Source organism: Sphingomonas sp. CD22 (assembly GCF_034556155.1).
In the GTDB taxonomy this organism is placed as follows: Bacteria; Pseudomonadota; Alphaproteobacteria; order Sphingomonadales; family Sphingomonadaceae; genus Sphingomonas.
On sequence record NZ_JAYDYX010000014.1, the window covers coordinates 1 to 15,251 of the forward strand.

Here is a 15,251-nt window from a genome sequence, read left to right on the forward strand (position 1 = left end):
ACCGGTCTTTCGTGGCCCCTTCCCAACATCTCAACTCCGGCCGCTCGTTCATAATTTGATGTCAACGCCCCCTGGGGCAGCTGCCATCGGGTTAGCTGTCAGTCTGATAGGGACGCTTGTCGGCACGTGGACGTTCGATTTAAGTGAGTAGGCTCCAGCAGACACGCGTCTGGTACCCCGCCCGCGGACCGAGCGTTACCTTTGACCGGTCCGTCGGTCCTTGACCTATCGTGGCTCAGGGATGTTGCCCTACGTTCCGCCAACCATCGAAGTTGTGGCAAGCGTCAGTCTGCCGCGCCGATCATACGGCCGATGACGCTTGTCACCGCCAGCGCCGCTGCCCCCCAAAAAACGACGCGAACTACTGCGCGCGACAAGGGTGCGCCGCCGATCTTCGCGCCAGTCGCGCCGAGTATGGCCAGCAGCAGCAGGGCGCCGATCGCGACGGCAATGGCCACCGCCCCCCGGGGTGCCAGCACCGCGATGGTGACGGGCAGCGCGGCACCCGACGTGAACGCCAGGGCCGACGACACGGCGGCCTGGATCGGGCGCGCCGCAAGATCATCGGACAAGCCGAGTTCGTCACGCTTGTGCGCGCCGAGCGCATCGTGCGCCATCATCTGCTCGGCCACCTGCCGGGCGAGTGCCGGCGCGACACCGCGGCCTTCGTAGATCGCGGCGAGTTCGACGGTCTCCGCCTCGGGCGCGCGGGCCAGCTCAGCCTGCTCGCGCGCCAGGTCGGCGCGTTCCGTATCGGATTGCGAACTGACCGAGACATATTCGCCCGCCGCCATCGACATCGCGCCCGCGACCAGCGACGCGGTGCCGGCAAGAAGGATCGCCGCCCGCGTCGCCCCGGGCGCGGCCGCCACGCCGACCACCAGGCTCGACACCGAGATGATGCCATCGTTGGCGCCGAGAACCGCCGCGCGCAGCCAGCCGACGCGGTGGACCAGATGATGCTCCATCGGTCCCTCGGCCGCGAGCGGTGACGTGCCACGCCCTGTCGTCATCGTCGCTCGATCCGTTCGTCCAGTCGCGCCACGACGATCCCCAATTTGGTGACCGTCATACGGTTGAGCGCGACCCGGCCTTCCGGCTGCAAGGCCAGGCGCTGGTCGACCCGCAAACCGCCCTTCATCGCAAAGCGGATATGCAGCTGGTTCCCCGTGGCATCGGCGACGACCGGGCCGACCGCATCGGTCAACGTGCCGGCATAATGACCGGGCGTCGTCGCGCGCAGGCGCCATGTCCGATGCTGCGGCTTTGCCCCGTCGCGCATGACGTCCTGATCAAGCTGGATACTGCCATCATCCTGGACGGTGCCGAAGCCGCGAACATCGGTCGTCTGACGATGATGGAACACCACCGCCAGCATCCCCGTCCCGTGCGTCGCGCCGCGGAAGAATGCGATAGGATCGAACACCGGCGTCGCCGCCGGCGCGGCGATCCGGCCACCCGCAGGCAGGCAACCGGTCACCAACGTCGCGGCGGCGACCGAAGCCAGACCGATCGTCGCGCGGCGGATCGGACGGTCAGCCGCCATTGCCCGCTCGCGCCGGCAGGATCGGCCTTGCGTTGTTGAGATCGCTACCCGTGTTGGAATCGGTCGGTGTCGGCTGGATCATGGCGCGCATCTGCCATTGGTATTTGTCGATGGCATGCTGGACTTCCTGCAAGAGGTTGGCGGTCGTCGGGTCCTTGTCCTCGCTTGCCTTGATCCCTTGCCCGATTTCGTCGCTGGTGACGCGATAATATCGCGCGAACCACTGGATCACCTGCGCATCGTCGACGAAGCCGCCGGGATATTCGGGAATACGGCTGGTACGGACGATGGTGTTGGCGCGCCCGTCGGAGGATACGCCGATCGCCAGCAGCCGTTCGGCGACCTCGTCGGCATATTTGGCGACGCCTTCATAATGATCCTGCAACAGCTCGTGCAGCGGATAGAAGAGCGTGCCGGAGACGTTCCAATGCGCCTGTTTGGTCTGTAGCTGGAGCTGCTGCAATTCGGTCAGCGTCTGCTGCAGCGCCTGGACCGAGGCGCGGGCATCGCCCCCCTGCGGACCGCCATGGACGCGATCGCTGACGCTGTTCGTCGGAAAGCCGCCGGCGGGCGCGGCGTTCTGCGCGAACGCGGGTACGGTCATCACCGCCACGCCGCCAACAAGCAGCGCGCCATGCAGGAAAAAGCGCATCGTCCATATCCTCTGATGGGGGAAGCCGCAGCCGGTCGCGGTTCCGTTACAGAAGGCCGAACGCCCGATCCGGCCGCAGGTTGTCTAAATTCGGGTTCAGACTTGGCGCAGCGGCGCCACGATCGACACCGCGCTGCCCGTCGCGGCGAAGCCTAGCGAGAAGCCGTGCAGATCAACGATCGCCTTGACCAGCGCGAGGCCGAGCCCCGCCCCCTCGCATTCGTGCCGCCCACGATAGAAGCGTTGCGTCACCAGCACTCGCTCCGCCTCGGGAACCCCCGCCCCCTCGTCCGCGACGGTGAGCACGATGCCCGTCGGGCGCTCCGCCAGCGACAGCGTCACGCGCCCCTTCGCCGGGCTAAACTTGATCGCATTGTCGATCAGGTTCGACATCGCCTCGATCAACAGGCTGGCATCGCCCTCGACCAGGCCGACGGTCGCGATCTCGCAGCGCAGGTCGATGCCGCGATCCTCCGCCGTCGGGCGGTAGAGTTCGCATGCATCCTCGGCCACCGCCGCCAGCGGGACGGGAGCGAAGCGGCTGCGCCGGGCATGATCCTCGAATTCGCGGATCCGGAGCAAGGCCGCGACGATGCCGAGCAACTGGTCGATCTCCGCCAGCGCCGCATCGGAGGCCGCCTGGAACGCCGCCCGGTCGTCCGCGCCCCGCATCTCGCGCTCGACCCCGGCGCGCAGCCGGGTGAGCGGGGTGCGCAACTGGTGCGCGATATCGTCCCCCACCCCGCGCACGTCGGCGACGAGCGACTGGATGCGATCAAGCATCGTATTGATATGCGCACACAACAATCCGAAACTGTCGGGATTGTCGCCGACCGGTAGCCGCTCGCCGAGCGACCCCGCGACGATCCGTCCGGTCACCTGCCGCACGGTATCGACCTGTCGCGCCGCGCGTCGTCCCGCGACGAGCCCGAACCCGACCGCGAGCGCCACGGCGGGCAGCAGGCCGAGCAACAGCGCCCGCTCGACGATTCGCAACGCATCCTCGGCATCGTCGAGGTCGAACCCGGTGAGCAGGTGGCCGCCGCCCGGCAACGGACACAGCATCAGCCGCGCGACGTCGCTGGCCTTGCCCGGCAATTCGGTAGGCGCGACCGTCGCGACGAACGACCCGCGCACCGTTCCGGCCCGATCGGGCAGGCGCGCGACATTGCCGTCGATCAGCCGCCCGCCGGCATCGAACAGCGCGAGGAAGCGGTCGCGATGGATGTCGCGGGTCAGCATCTCGCGCAGCTCCTCGCGCTGCTCGCCGACCGATGTCCGTGCGAAGAAACGGCAATCGCCCGCCAGCGCGGTATCGATCTCGCGGCGATGACTGCCGCTGACCATCACCCAGACGATCGCGGCGACCGCGAGCGACTGGACGACGAGCAGCGCGGCGATCGCCCCGCCCCAGCGCCACGTCGCGCGGACGCGGGGATCAACCCGGAATGTCGAAGACATAGCCCTGCCCCCGGACACTGCGGATCAACGGCACCTCTCCTTCGGCATCGATCTTGCGTCGCAACCGGCCGATATGGACGTCGACGACGTTGCTGTCGGGCTCGAACGTATAGCCCCAGACGTCCTGGAGCAGCATCGATCGCGTGACGATCCGCCCCGGCCGCCGGACGATATAGTCCAGCAGCTTCAGCTCGCGCGGCAGCAATTCCAGCGGCCGGCCCGCGCGCGACGCGGTGCCGGCGAGCAGGTCGAGGTCGAGCGGGCCGACGATCAGCCGCGTCTCGCGTGTCTCGTTCGGCCGGCGCAGCAATGCCTCGACGCGGGCGACGAGTTCGACCAGCGCGAACGGCTTGGGCAGATAATCGTCGCCGCCCACCCGCAGCCCCCGGACCCGGTCGTCGAGGCTGCCGAGCGCGCTCAGCACCAGCGCGGGGGTACGACGCCCCTCGACCCGCAGCTGCGCGATCAGGTCCAGCCCCTCGCCGTCGGGCAACTGGCGATCGACGATCAACAGATCGGCGGTCTGCGCGCGCGCGGCGGCGAAGGCCGTGGCCAGCGTCGCGCGGTGCGTCACATGATGCCCGCACGCGGTCAGCTCGAGCACGATCTCGTTCGCTGTCCCCGCATCGTCCTCGATAAGCAATATGTGCGTCACGGCGTTCCGTTCGCCACGGGCGCGCGGGCGCGTCAAATAAATAGCAGTTCAGAGTCTGAACGCGGATTTAATCGACGTCGGCGCCGCCCCCGCGCATGCCCCCTCTTGCCGGCACCCGATCGCCGGCGGGGAGCGCGTGCGATGAAGACGACGGGATGGGCGCTGGTCGCCGCGGCGATGACCGTGACGCCCGCACAGGCGCAGACCGCCACGGCGATCTCGCTCGATCGGCTGGTGCAGGAGGTCATCGCCTACAATCCCGAACGCTTATTCTATCAGCAGCAGATCGATGCCGCCGGGACGGAACGCGAGGCGGCCGGCCGCTGGGCAGATCCCGAAGCGGTGGTCGAATTCGGCGAACGGCGCGCGAGCGACCGCGCCACCGGTGCGCCGATCGGCGACGGGCAGACCTATGCGGTGTCGGTGGTCCAGCCGATCGAATTCAGCGGCCGGATCGCGCTGCGCCGCGCGATCGCCGAGCATCAGATCGCGCTCGCCCGCATCGGCCTGCAGCAATTCGACGCGACGTTGGCGGCGCGCGCGCGATCGCTCGGCTATGGCCTGTTCGCGGCGGACGAGAAGGCGACGACGGCCCGCACCGTCGCCGCGCGGATGCGCAATCTGGCGCGGACGATCGTCTCGCGCGATCCCGCCGGCCCGGCGCCGCAGCTCGAGGCGGCGGCGTTGCAGGCCGATGCGATCAGCGCCGAGCGCACCGCCGCCTCTGCCGACGCCGAGGCCAATTCGATCCTCTACGAACTTAACCAGCTGCGCGGCACCGCCTTCGCCGCGCGCATCCGGATCATCCGCCCAGACATGGCGCTGCCCGACCTGCCGTCCGGCGCGGCGCTCGCCGCCGATGCCGCGGCGAACAATTTCGAGCTGAAGTCGCTACGCGCGCAATTCGAGCAGCAGGGGCTGCGGGTCGATCTCGCCCGCAAGGTGCGGATTCCGGTGGTCAGCGTCGGCCCCTATTACGATCACGCCCGGTCCGACATTCGCGAGACCAATTATGGCCTGCGCCTGTCGACGACGCTGCCGCTGTGGAACCGTCAGGCCGGCGATGTCGCCGTCGAACAGGGTCGGCAGGCACAGGCCAATGCGACCCTGCTCGCCGCCGAACGCCGCATCACGCGCGACGTCTTCGATCAGGCGGCGCAATATGACGCCAAACGCCGTGCGCTGGCGCAATGGGACGGCGAATCGTCGCGCCGCTTCGCCGCTGCGGCGGAGGATGCGGACCGCAACTACCGGCTCGGCGCGATCCCGCTCGCGACCTATACGCAGATGCAGCAGGCCTATGTCGATGCGACGGTGGCGATCCTCGACACCCGGCGCGAGGCGATCGAGGCGCTGTTGCAATTGCGTGCGCTCAACGGCGGCAACGTGCTGTCGCGATGATCGCCGCGCTGCTCGACCTCGTCACGCGACGCCGGCTGGCGGTCGCGCTCGTCACCGCGATCGTCGCCGCGATCGGCTTCTGGTCGTTCGCGACGCTCAAGATCGACGCGATCCCCGATATCACGGGCGTGCAGGTCCAGATCAACACGATGGTCCCCGCGCTCGCGCCCGAAGAGATCGAGCGGCTTGCCACCTTGCCGATCGAGCGCGCGATGGCGGGGCAGCCGGGGCTGGACGAAACGCGCTCGCTGACCAAGACCGGGCTCAGTCAGGTGACGCTGCTGTACAAGGACGGCACCGACCAGCTGCGCGCGCGTCAGCTCGTGACCGAACGGCTCGCCACGGTCCGCGACCAATTGCCAACCGGCGCCTCGCCCCAGCTCGCGCCGATCACCACCGGACTCGGCGAAATTTATTATTACACCGTCGAATGGCGCCGTCCGCCGGCCGGACTCGACGCGCAGCGGCAGTTAATGGAGCTGTACGAGGCGCAGGAATATACCGTCCGCCCGATGCTGCGCGCGGTCACCGGCGTGGCCGACGTCAATTCCAACGGCGGCATCGAACAGCAATTCGTCGTCCAGCCCGATCCGGCGCGCCTGACGCAGCACGGCGTTACCGCGCGCGAACTGGCGCAGGCGGTCGGCAGGAACGTCGAGAATGCCGGTGGCGGCATCATCGCGCAGGGACCGGAACGGCTGGCCGTGCGCACCGACGCGCGCGTGATGGACGCGACGCAGATCGGCGCGATACCGGTCAAATTCGCCGCCGGCGTGCTGCCGTTGCAGGTCCGCGACCTTGCCGACGTCGTCATCGGATCGGCCCCGCGTCAGGGCGCGGCGACGCAGGACGGCCGCGAGACCGTGCTCGGCACCGTTATGATGCTGGTCGGCGAGAACAGCCGCGAAGTCGCGCTCCGCGTCGAACAGGCGATGCCCGACGTGCAGGCCGCACTGCCCAAGGGCATGGTCATCCACCGCCAATACAGCCGCTCCGACCTCGTCGAGCGAACGATCGCCACCGTCGAGCACAATCTTGGCGTCGGCGCGCTGCTGGTCGCGATCGTGCTGCTGCTCGTGATGGGCAATTGGCGTGCGGCGCTGATCGTCGCGCTGGTCATCCCGCTCGCCTTCCTCGTCACCGTCACCGGCATGCATGCGATCGGCGTATCGGGCAATCTGATGAGCCTCGGCGCTCTCGATTTCGGGCTGATCGTCGACGGGTCGATCGTGGTGGTCGAAAACAGCCTGCGGCTGCTCGCCGCGCGACGACGCGACAAGGGCGAAGATCTCACCGCCGACGAACGCCGCGCCACCGTCGCCGACGCGGGGCGGATGGTCGCACGCCCCACCCTGTTCGGCATCGCGATCATCGCGCTCGTCTACGTCCCCGTCCTCAGCCTCGGCGGGGTCGAGGGCAAGCTGTTCCAGCCGATGGCGCAGGCGGTGATGCTGGCGATTCTCGCCGGTCTCGTCTGGACCTTCACGATCGTCCCGGCGCTGTCCGCCTGGCTGCTGCGCGCCCCCGCCGACCGCGATGACCACGGCAGGTCGAAGGGCTTCGTCGGCATCGCCGAGCGCGGCTATACCCCGGCGCTCGATACCGCGATCGCGCATCCCGTCTGGCTGACCGCGGCGGCGGCGGTCCTGCTGATCGTCACCTATCTGCTGTTCCGCACGCTCGGCTCGCAATTCACCCCCCAGCTCGACGAGGGCGCGATCACCGCGATGGTCTATCGGCCGGTCGGCATGTCGCTGGACCGCAGCCTCGCGATCGAGGCGGCGACCGAGCGCGCGATCCGGCGAAAATACCCGCAGATCACCCATAGCTTCTCGCGCATCGGCACCAGCGAAGTCGCCACCGATCCGATGCCGCCCAACGAGAACGACCTCTACATCTTCTATGCCGCCGAAACCGACTGGCCGACGGGTAACGGCCAACCCAAGACAAAACAGGACCTGATCGCCGGGATCGAGAAGGTCGGGCGCGAGGTGTATCGCGGCCAGACCTTCGAATTCGCGCAGCCGATCGAGATGCGCTTCAACGAGATGCTCGAAGGCGTCCGTGCCGACGTCTCGGTCAAGATCTTCGGCGAGGATTACGACGTGCTGGAACGTGCGGCGAAACAGGCCAAGGCGATCCTGCAGAAGCAGCCGGGGACCGAAGGCGTCGCGTTCGAGACCGCAGGCCGGCCCGAAAGCCTCGTCGTCGAGTTAGATCATGCCGCGATGCTGCGCCTCGGCCTCGGTACGGCGGAGGTGAACAGCGCGATCACCGACGGGGTGGCTGGTGCGGAGGTTGGCTTCATTCCCGAAGGCGAGGCGCGGCACATGATCGTCGTGCGCATGCCCGAACGGCTGCGCGCCGATCCCGCCGCGATCCTCGCGCTGCCGCTGCGCGTCGGCGACTATGGCATGGTCCCGCTCTCGCGCATCGCGCGACTGCATCGCGTGCATGCGGTCGAGCCGATCCTGCACGACGGCGGCAAGCGCCGCGCCGCACTCATGGTCAATCTCGGCACCGGCGATCTTGCTGGCTATGTCCAGCGCGCCCGCGCCGCGGTCAACGCCGGGGTCAAATTGCCACCCGGCTATCGCATCGAATTCGGTGGGCAATTCCACCAGTTGGAGGCCGCGCAGAAGCGGCTGGAGATCGTTGTCCCCGCGGCGCTGCTGCTGATCTTCCTCCTCGTCTACGCCGCGCTCGGCAGCGTCAGGGAGGCGGCGATCGTCTATACCGGCATTCCCTTCGCGGTGACCGGCGGCGTGCTCGCGCTGTGGCTGCGCGGCATGCCGTTCTCGATCACCGCGGCGATCGGATTCATCGCGCTGTCGGGAATCGCGATGCTCAACGGCCTTGTCCTGATCGACCATATCAACAGCCTGCGCGACGGGCGGGAGGGCAACGACCCGCTGCCGGTCGATCAGGCAGTGCGGCAGGGCGCGCATGACCGACTACGCCCGGTGCTCTCCACCGCGCTGGTCGCCTCGATCGGTTTCGCACCGATGGCGATCGCAAGCGGCGCCGGGGCCGAGGTGCAGCGCCCGCTCGCCACCGTGGTGATCGGCGGGATCGTCACCTCGACTATGCTGACGCTGCTCCTCCTGCCCAGCCTCTACAATTGGCTGATCCGCGCCCGACCGTCAAAGAGCAAGGGCGAGCTGGATGTCGGCTGACCGCGATCCCGCACCGCCGTCGCTAGGCGTTCCGCGATCGTCCCCGCCGGGCATGCGACCGCCCTTGCCGGCCATCACCGCCCCGCCTCGCGCGATGACTGCGCATGTCCGCCTGCATCTGCTCTATTGGTGGCGGCATCGCCGCCGTCTCTCGCTCGCCACACCGCGCCTGTTCACCGAACTGATCCAGCAGCGCAAGCTGCTCGATCGCGACCCGCGCATGCCGTGGTGGATCGACAAGCTCGCGGTCAAGGTGCTGGTCGCCGACCGGCTGGGTGCCGAATGGGTGACGCCGACCTTATGGTCCGGCCGATCGCTGCCGCCTGCACCGCCCTGCTCCGCGCCGTTCGTGGTGAAGTCACGACACGGTTGCAATCAACATGCCATCGTCCGCAGCGACGATGCGGACTGGAACCGGATCCGGCGGGTTGCGGACGGCTGGATGCGGAAGCCCTATGGAGCGTGGCTCGACGAATGGGGCTATCGCGACGTCCCACGGGGTCTCCTCATCGAACCCTTCATCGGCACAGGGCCGGATCTGCCGATCGATTACAAGCTGTTCGTCTTCCACGGTCGCGTCGCGGCGATCCAGGTCCATCTGGCGCGCGAGACGGATCATCGCTGGATCGTCTTCGACCGGTCGTGGCGCAGGATATCCAAGCCGAGCCGCGATGCCGATACCGTCGCGCCGGCCTCGCTAGCACAGATGATCGACGGCGCGGAAACCCTCGGCCACGGCTTCGCTTTCGTCCGCGTCGACCTTTATGAGATCGACGATCGGCCGCGGTTCGGCGAGATGACCTTTTATCCGGGTTCCGGGCTCGAACCGGTCGAACCGCCCGAACTCGATGCGGAATTCGGGCGGCTCTGGTGCGGACCGCGCCTCGCGTCGGCGCCCGGCACGGCACCCCCGGTATACGACGGCCCGGCCGCCTCCTTGCGCATATGACGCGTCTATCCGGTGCGGGGAACTGGGGTGGTGCCATGTCGCGACGTCCAAGCTCCGGGAGATCCAAGCCATGACACGCTATTTCGCCGGTAGATCGAATAGGCTCCGGCGGCGCCCGGCCGTCGGCAAACCGATGGGATTGCCGATCGGCCTCCTCGTCTACGTGGCGGTCGGGTTGATGATGATCGTCGGTTCGATGCTGAGTTTGCCGTTCCGTCGTCTGGATCGGACGGTGGCCCCGCCGGTGCGCTTCCACCGGAACGTCCTGATCCCGGCCGGGCTGGCCATGGCGCTACTCCATCCCCAACCCGCCTTCGCGAGCGATCGCCGCTGGGCGCAGGCCAGCGACATCGGCCGTGACGTGCTGGTCGCGGCATCGCTGGGCATCCCGGCGGTGCAGAGCGACTGGCAGGGCGATCTCCAAGCCGCGGGCAGCATGGCGGCGGCCGGTGGTGCGACCTTCGTCATGAAGGAGCTGATCGACGAACGGCGTCCCGACGGCAGCGACGATCGCAGTTTTCCCTCTGGCCATACCTCCCTGTCGTTCGCCGCCGCCGTCAGCCTCGAAAAGCGCTACGGCTGGCGTGCCGGGGTGCCGGCGCTCGTCGTCACAAGCTTTGTCGGTCTGGCCCGGGTGCAGGCATCCAAACATTACGTCCACGACGTTTTGGCCGGCGCGGCGATCGGCTCGGTCAGCGGCTGGCTGCTGACGTCGCGCCATGACGAGACGGTGCGCCTCGTGCCCTGGGGCGGGCGGCACGGCGGCGGCCTCGGCCTGGCGGCCAGGTTCTGATCCGGCGGATATCCGAGCGAATCGCCGCGAGGGGGCCGATTCAGCCCTTACCGCAGACCAAGGTGCCGGAGGTCACGGCCGGCTTCTGGCTCATAAAGATCCTTGCCACGACGCTGGGCGAGACGGCGGGCGATGCCGCGACGATGACGTTGGGCCTGGGTTATCTGCTCGGCTCGATCGGCTTCGTCGCGGTGCTGTTGGCAGCGGTCGCGCTGCAGATGCGGGCATCGCGGTTTCACCCTGCGCTCTATTGGACGACGATCGTCGCATCGACGACCGCCGGCACGACGCTGGCGGATTTCGCGACCCGATCGGTTGGCATCGGTTATGCGGGTGGGGCGCTGCTGTTGCTGGTCCTGCTCGTGGCAGCGCTGGCCGTCTGGCGTGCAGCGATGGGCGCGATATCGGTCGAGACGGTGCACGAACCCAAGGCCGAGACCTTCTACTGGATCACCATCACCCTGTCGCAGACGCTCGGGACGGCGCTCGGCGACTGGCTGGCGGATGACGGTGGTTTCGGCTATCTCGGCGGCGCTGCGATGTTCGGCGCGGCGCTATGCGTCCTAGCCATTCTGTACAGGACCACTGCCATCTCGCGAACTTCCCTGTTCTGGCTCGCCTTCATCCTGACCCGCCCGCTGGGCGCGACGGTCGGGGATTTCCTCGACAAACCCGCCGACCACGGCGGGCTGGACGTCAGTCGACCGCTGGCCTCGGTGCTGCTCGCGGCGGTGATCGTGACGCTGGTCGCGGTCCTGCCGCAACGCGCAGGACGGCGCCTTGCCGGCTGAGACGGGACTGGCCGGACTCTATGTCGAGCACCGGGCGGCGCTGCTCCGCTTTCTGATCGCGCGCACCGGCGCGCCCGCCGAGGCGGAAGATATCCTGCAGGAGCTGTGGTTGCGGATCGCCACCGCGCCATCGGGGCCGGTCGCCAACGGGCGCGCCTATCTGTATCGCATGGCGCAAAATCTCGTCGTCGACCGGATCCGCGAGCGATCACGGCGCACCGCGCGCGAGACCGCCTGGGCCGATATCGCGCTCGATCAGCGGACCGACGGCCCCGAGCCGCAGCAGGCGGGCAGCGACGATCTGCTCATCGCGGTGCAGGATTCGGCGCGGCTGGCATCGGCGATCACGCAACTTCCGGCGGGTGCCGGACGCGCCTTTCGCCTTCACAAGATCGACGGCCTCAGCCATCTCGAGACCGCCGCGCAGCTCGGTATCAGCCGCAAGGGGGTGGAGAAGCATGTGGCGGTCGCGATGGCGCATCTACGCCGGCTCTTGACCGTCACCGATCGGGACGCACTGGGGTGATCGCCGCACCTGTCGTCACAGCATCCGAACAGGGAGCCGCGGCGGGGCATGCCGCGACCAGGATATTATGACCGAGTCGATCCACGATCAGGCCGCACGATGGCACGCCGCACAGGATGCGGACAACATGGACTGGGACGGCTTCACCGACTGGCTCGAGGCGGACCCGCGCCATCGCGCCGCGCTGGATGCGCTGGTCGTCATCGACGATGCGGTCACGACCCGGCGCGACGAGATCGCCCGACAGTTGCCCGCGCCGCTCGCGGCACCCACCCGCCGGCGCTGGCCGATCGTCATCAGCGGCGGACTTGCGGCGGCATTGGCGCTGGCGATTGGCTGGCCCGCGGCACGCCCGGATCGGGTGTGGCGTGCCACGGAGCGCGCGCAGACGATCGCGCTCGACGGCGGCATCCGGGCGGTGCTCGCCCCGCACAGCCGCCTCGTCGCCGCCGGCGGTGATGACACCCGGCTGGCGCTGGCCGGCGCCGCCTATTTCGATGTGCCGCATCGCGACGGTCGGACGCTGGCGATCACCGCGGGCGCCTATACCGTTCGGGACATCGGCACGCGCTTCGAGATCGTCGCTGATCGCCACGCCACCAAGGTCGCCGTCGCCGAGGGCCGATTGTCCGTTACCGCCGATACGCTGGAACGCCCGGTGGCGCTCGCGGCGGGCAAGGTCATGCTCGCCAGCGACGACGGCGTCACCCTTGCCCGCCAACCCGCCGCCGCGGTCGCCAGCTGGCGCAGCGGCCGGCTGGTCTACGATGCGGCACCACTGGCGCTGGTCGCTGCCGATATCGGACGCTATGCAGGGCGCCGGGTGACCCTCGATCCGCGTATCGCCGGCCGCCGTTTCTCTGGGGTGTTGATCATCGGTGACGGCACCGGGCTTGGGCAAGACGTGGCGACGATCCTGGGTGTCAGCGCCCGCGATGACGGCGCTCGTCTGCTTCTCGAGCCTCGCGGCTGACCCCGCCGCCGCGCAACGCATCGCGATCGATCTGCCGGCAGCGCCGCTGGCGCGCTCGCTCGCGTTGTTGGGGACGCAGGCATCGGCCTCGATCGGCTGGCCCCCGGACGTGTCGATGGTCGCCGCGCCCGCCGTGCGCGGGCGGATCCGGATCGCGGATGCGCTGGCCAGACTGTTGCGCGGTACGCCGTTTCGTGCCGTCGCGCTCGGCCGAAACCTCTGGCGTGTCGAACGCGCGCCACCGCAGGCACGGCCGCATGCAGTCGTCCGCGCCGCGACCGGTCCACGGACGCCCGCGTCGACCCAGACCGACATCGTCGTCACCGCCACCAAACGCGCCGAGACGATCGCGACCGTGGCGGGCGGGCTGCGCGTGCTAGGCCGGGCGGACCTCGCCACGCTCGGCGACGCCCCCGATACCAACGCCGTCGCCGGACAGATCACCGGCCTGACCGCCACCAATCTCGGCCCGGGACGCGACCGCCTGTTCATCCGCGGCATCGCCGACAGCCCGTTCGACGGCTTCGGCCAGTCGAGCGTCAGCGTCCAGCTCGACGAGGCACGGCTGACCTACGATGCGCCCGACCCCGACCTGCGCCTGATCGACATGGCGCAGGTCGAGGTGCTCAAAGGACCGCAGGGTCCGCTGTACGGCACTGGCGCACTGGGCGGCGTGTACCGAATGGTGCCGGCCAAACCCGATCTCGACCGGCCGCATGGCTGGCTGCGCACCGCGATGTCGGCCACCCAGGACGGCGGGCTGGCCGGCACGATCGACGCCATGGTCGACATTCCGCTGGTCGCCGACACGATCGGGCTGCGCGCGGTCGGCTATCGCATCGGTCAGGCCGGCTGGATCGACACGACCGGCGGCAAGCGGGACGTCAATCACGGCGCAACCAGCGGTGGTCGTATCGCCGTGCGCGCCCGTCCGGCATCCGGCTGGACCATCGACGTGCAGGGCGTGACACAGTCCTCCGCCATCGCCGACAGCCAATATGTCGAGACGCGCGGTGCGATCGCACGCACGGCGCGATTGCCCGAACCGCAGGATACCGATGTCACGATCGCCAGCCTGACGGTTTCCGGTCCGGTCGGCGCACTGCTGCTGACCGCGGCGGCGAGCGCGACGTGGCAGGAGCTGGATGCGCGCTATGACGCCTCAACCAAGGCATCGCTATTCGGCGTCTCCGCTCCCACCACCTATCTCGATCATCGCGACTATCAGGTCCGCAATTACGAATTGCGCGTCGCCGGATCGTCGGGTGCGATCGACTGGCTGGCCGGCGGCTCGCTGCTGTCGTCCCGGACGAACGCGATCGGGACGTTGAACGCCGCCGTCGCCGCCTCGACCGTCCTGCAATTCCGGCGCGAGATCAACGAAATCGCCGCGTTCAGCGAGGCGACGCTGCACCTTGGATCGGCGTGGCGGACGACGGGCGGCGTTCGCATTTTCCGCTCGGCGATCGACGACCGGCGCGGCGACGCCGGCACTCCGGCGACGGCGGGGGAAACCGTGGTTCGTGCCACCCCCAGCCTGTCGCTCGCCTGGATCCCGCGGCCCCGCCTCATGCTCTACGCACGCTACGCCACCGCCTTTCGCCCCGGCGGGATCGAGCAAACCGCCACGGACGGTCAGGCCGCAAACAGATACGATGCGGACGAACTGGGGGCGGTGGACCTCGGTTTGCGCTGGACCGGGGCGGATGGCCGGCTTGTCGTCGACGCGGGCGTGTTCGCCTCGGGCTGGTCGCATGTCCAGGCGGATCGGATCGGATCGACCGGCCTCGTCTCGACCCGCAATGCCGGTGACGCGCACGATCGTGGCGGCGAGGCAACGATCGAATGGCAACCCGATCGCCGTTGGTCGCTGACCGCCGGAATCCTCATTCAGCGCGCCCGGCTCGAGGAGGATGCCGCCGCCGCGACCGGCGGCGACCGGCGCTTGCCCGTCGTGCCGGACATGAGCGCCCACGCGCAATTGACCCGAACATTCCGCACCGGCGCGTGGCAGCACCGGGCCGATATCCGCTTCAGCTATGTCGGCGAGAGCCGGCTGAGCTTCGACCCTGATCTGAACCGAGAAAGCGGAGCCATATCGCTGCTTGCGGCATCCTTGGCGAGCCGACACGGCCGATGGACGTGGCGCGCGGGCGTGGACAACATCGGCAATTCCCGCGCCGACAGCTTCGCATTCGGCAACCCGTTCACGATCGCGGCGACGCCGCAACACACACCCGTACGACCCCGCACCGTCACCCTCTCGCTGCAACGCCGATGGTAGACGTGCCCGCGGCCTGAATATTTGCGTCGCGCGGTTCGCCGCGA

The 15,251-nt window shown here is 68.7% G+C and carries 13 protein-coding genes; 8 read left to right on the forward strand and 5 right to left on the reverse strand.

Features of this window, described 5'->3' with window-relative positions; genetic code table 11:
- Window positions 1-284: 284 nt before the first annotated feature.
- From SFC76_RS18845 to SFC76_RS18865, 5 genes are all read right to left on the reverse strand, one after another.
- Window positions 285-1,013: a VIT family protein gene (locus SFC76_RS18845; protein WP_322850953.1), complete on the reverse strand. Its 729-nt coding sequence runs from the start codon at window positions 1,011-1,013 to the stop codon at window positions 285-287.
- Window positions 1,010-1,546, reverse strand: coding sequence for a DUF3833 family protein (locus SFC76_RS18850; protein ID WP_322850954.1), 537 nt, complete (start codon window positions 1,544-1,546; stop codon window positions 1,010-1,012). Before SFC76_RS18850 ends, SFC76_RS18845 begins: the two co-directional genes overlap by 4 nt.
- Entirely contained in the window at window positions 1,536-2,198 is a 663-nt protein-coding gene (locus tag SFC76_RS18855; RefSeq protein WP_322850955.1) for a DNA starvation/stationary phase protection protein, read from the reverse strand. Before SFC76_RS18855 ends, SFC76_RS18850 begins: the two co-directional genes overlap by 11 nt.
- A gap of 96 nt (window positions 2,199-2,294) precedes the next feature.
- Window positions 2,295-3,659 carry a HAMP domain-containing sensor histidine kinase gene (locus tag SFC76_RS18860; RefSeq protein ID WP_322850956.1) on the reverse strand — a complete coding sequence of 455 codons (1,365 nt, stop codon included), beginning with the start codon at window positions 3,657-3,659 and terminating at the stop codon, window positions 2,295-2,297.
- A complete protein-coding gene (locus tag SFC76_RS18865) occupies window positions 3,637-4,314 on the reverse strand; it encodes a response regulator transcription factor (protein ID WP_322850957.1) in 678 nt (225 codons plus the stop codon). The genes SFC76_RS18860 and SFC76_RS18865 overlap by 23 nt, the downstream gene beginning before the upstream one ends.
- Window positions 4,315-4,455: 141 nt before the next feature.
- On the opposite strand from SFC76_RS18865, the gene SFC76_RS18870 reads away from it, so the two are divergent.
- From SFC76_RS18870 to SFC76_RS18905, 8 genes are all read left to right on the forward strand, one after another.
- Window positions 4,456-5,715, forward strand: a complete 1,260-nt coding sequence (locus SFC76_RS18870; RefSeq protein WP_322850958.1) for a TolC family protein — start codon at window positions 4,456-4,458, stop codon at window positions 5,713-5,715.
- Window positions 5,712-8,891 carry a CusA/CzcA family heavy metal efflux RND transporter gene (locus SFC76_RS18875; protein ID WP_322850959.1) on the forward strand — a complete coding sequence of 1,060 codons (3,180 nt, stop codon included), beginning with the start codon at window positions 5,712-5,714 and terminating at the stop codon, window positions 8,889-8,891. The genes SFC76_RS18870 and SFC76_RS18875 overlap by 4 nt, the downstream gene beginning before the upstream one ends.
- Before the next feature lie 94 nt (window positions 8,892-8,985).
- Complete coding sequence (locus SFC76_RS18880) at window positions 8,986-9,840, forward strand: ATP-grasp fold amidoligase family protein (RefSeq protein WP_322850960.1); 855 nt, start codon at window positions 8,986-8,988, stop codon at window positions 9,838-9,840.
- Window positions 9,841-9,910: 70 nt separating this feature from the next.
- A complete protein-coding gene (locus SFC76_RS18885) occupies window positions 9,911-10,633 on the forward strand; it encodes a phosphatase PAP2 family protein (protein WP_322850961.1) in 723 nt (240 codons plus the stop codon).
- A gap of 62 nt (window positions 10,634-10,695) precedes the next feature.
- Window positions 10,696-11,424 carry a hypothetical protein gene (locus SFC76_RS18890; protein ID WP_322850962.1) on the forward strand — a complete coding sequence of 243 codons (729 nt, stop codon included), beginning with the start codon at window positions 10,696-10,698 and terminating at the stop codon, window positions 11,422-11,424.
- Entirely contained in the window at window positions 11,414-11,950 is a 537-nt protein-coding gene (locus SFC76_RS18895) for an RNA polymerase sigma factor (protein ID WP_322850963.1), read from the forward strand. Before SFC76_RS18890 ends, SFC76_RS18895 begins: the two co-directional genes overlap by 11 nt.
- Before the next feature lie 67 nt (window positions 11,951-12,017).
- The gene (locus SFC76_RS18900; protein WP_322850964.1) at window positions 12,018-12,923 is read left to right on the forward strand and encodes a FecR family protein; all 906 of its coding nucleotides are present in this window, start codon (window positions 12,018-12,020) and stop codon (window positions 12,921-12,923) included.
- Window positions 12,886-15,207 (forward strand): TonB-dependent receptor, encoded by a 2,322-nt coding sequence (locus SFC76_RS18905; RefSeq protein ID WP_322850965.1) that lies wholly within the window; start codon window positions 12,886-12,888, stop codon window positions 15,205-15,207. Before SFC76_RS18900 ends, SFC76_RS18905 begins: the two co-directional genes overlap by 38 nt.
- Window positions 15,208-15,251 lie beyond the last annotated feature (44 nt).

What these genes read in the sequence shown, in the direction of transcription:
- SFC76_RS18870 (WP_322850958.1), top strand. Translation starts at nt 4,456, where the DNA reads ATGAAGACGACGGGATGGGCGCTGGTCGCCGCGGCGATGACCGTGACG.
- SFC76_RS18855 (WP_322850955.1), bottom strand. Translation starts at nt 2,198, where the DNA reads ATGCGCTTTTTCCTGCATGGCGCGCTGCTTGTTGGCGGCGTGGCGGTG.
- SFC76_RS18900 (WP_322850964.1), top strand. Translation starts at nt 12,018, where the DNA reads ATGACCGAGTCGATCCACGATCAGGCCGCACGATGGCACGCCGCACAG.
- SFC76_RS18875 (WP_322850959.1), top strand. Translation starts at nt 5,712, where the DNA reads ATGATCGCCGCGCTGCTCGACCTCGTCACGCGACGCCGGCTGGCGGTC.
- SFC76_RS18880 (WP_322850960.1), top strand. Translation starts at nt 8,986, where the DNA reads ATGACTGCGCATGTCCGCCTGCATCTGCTCTATTGGTGGCGGCATCGC.
- SFC76_RS18850 (WP_322850954.1), bottom strand. Translation starts at nt 1,546, where the DNA reads ATGGCGGCTGACCGTCCGATCCGCCGCGCGACGATCGGTCTGGCTTCG.
- SFC76_RS18845 (WP_322850953.1), bottom strand. Translation starts at nt 1,013, where the DNA reads ATGACGACAGGGCGTGGCACGTCACCGCTCGCGGCCGAGGGACCGATG.
- SFC76_RS18905 (WP_322850965.1), top strand. Translation starts at nt 12,886, where the DNA reads ATGACGGCGCTCGTCTGCTTCTCGAGCCTCGCGGCTGACCCCGCCGCC.
- SFC76_RS18885 (WP_322850961.1), top strand. Translation starts at nt 9,911, where the DNA reads ATGACACGCTATTTCGCCGGTAGATCGAATAGGCTCCGGCGGCGCCCG.
- SFC76_RS18860 (WP_322850956.1), bottom strand. Translation starts at nt 3,659, where the DNA reads ATGTCTTCGACATTCCGGGTTGATCCCCGCGTCCGCGCGACGTGGCGC.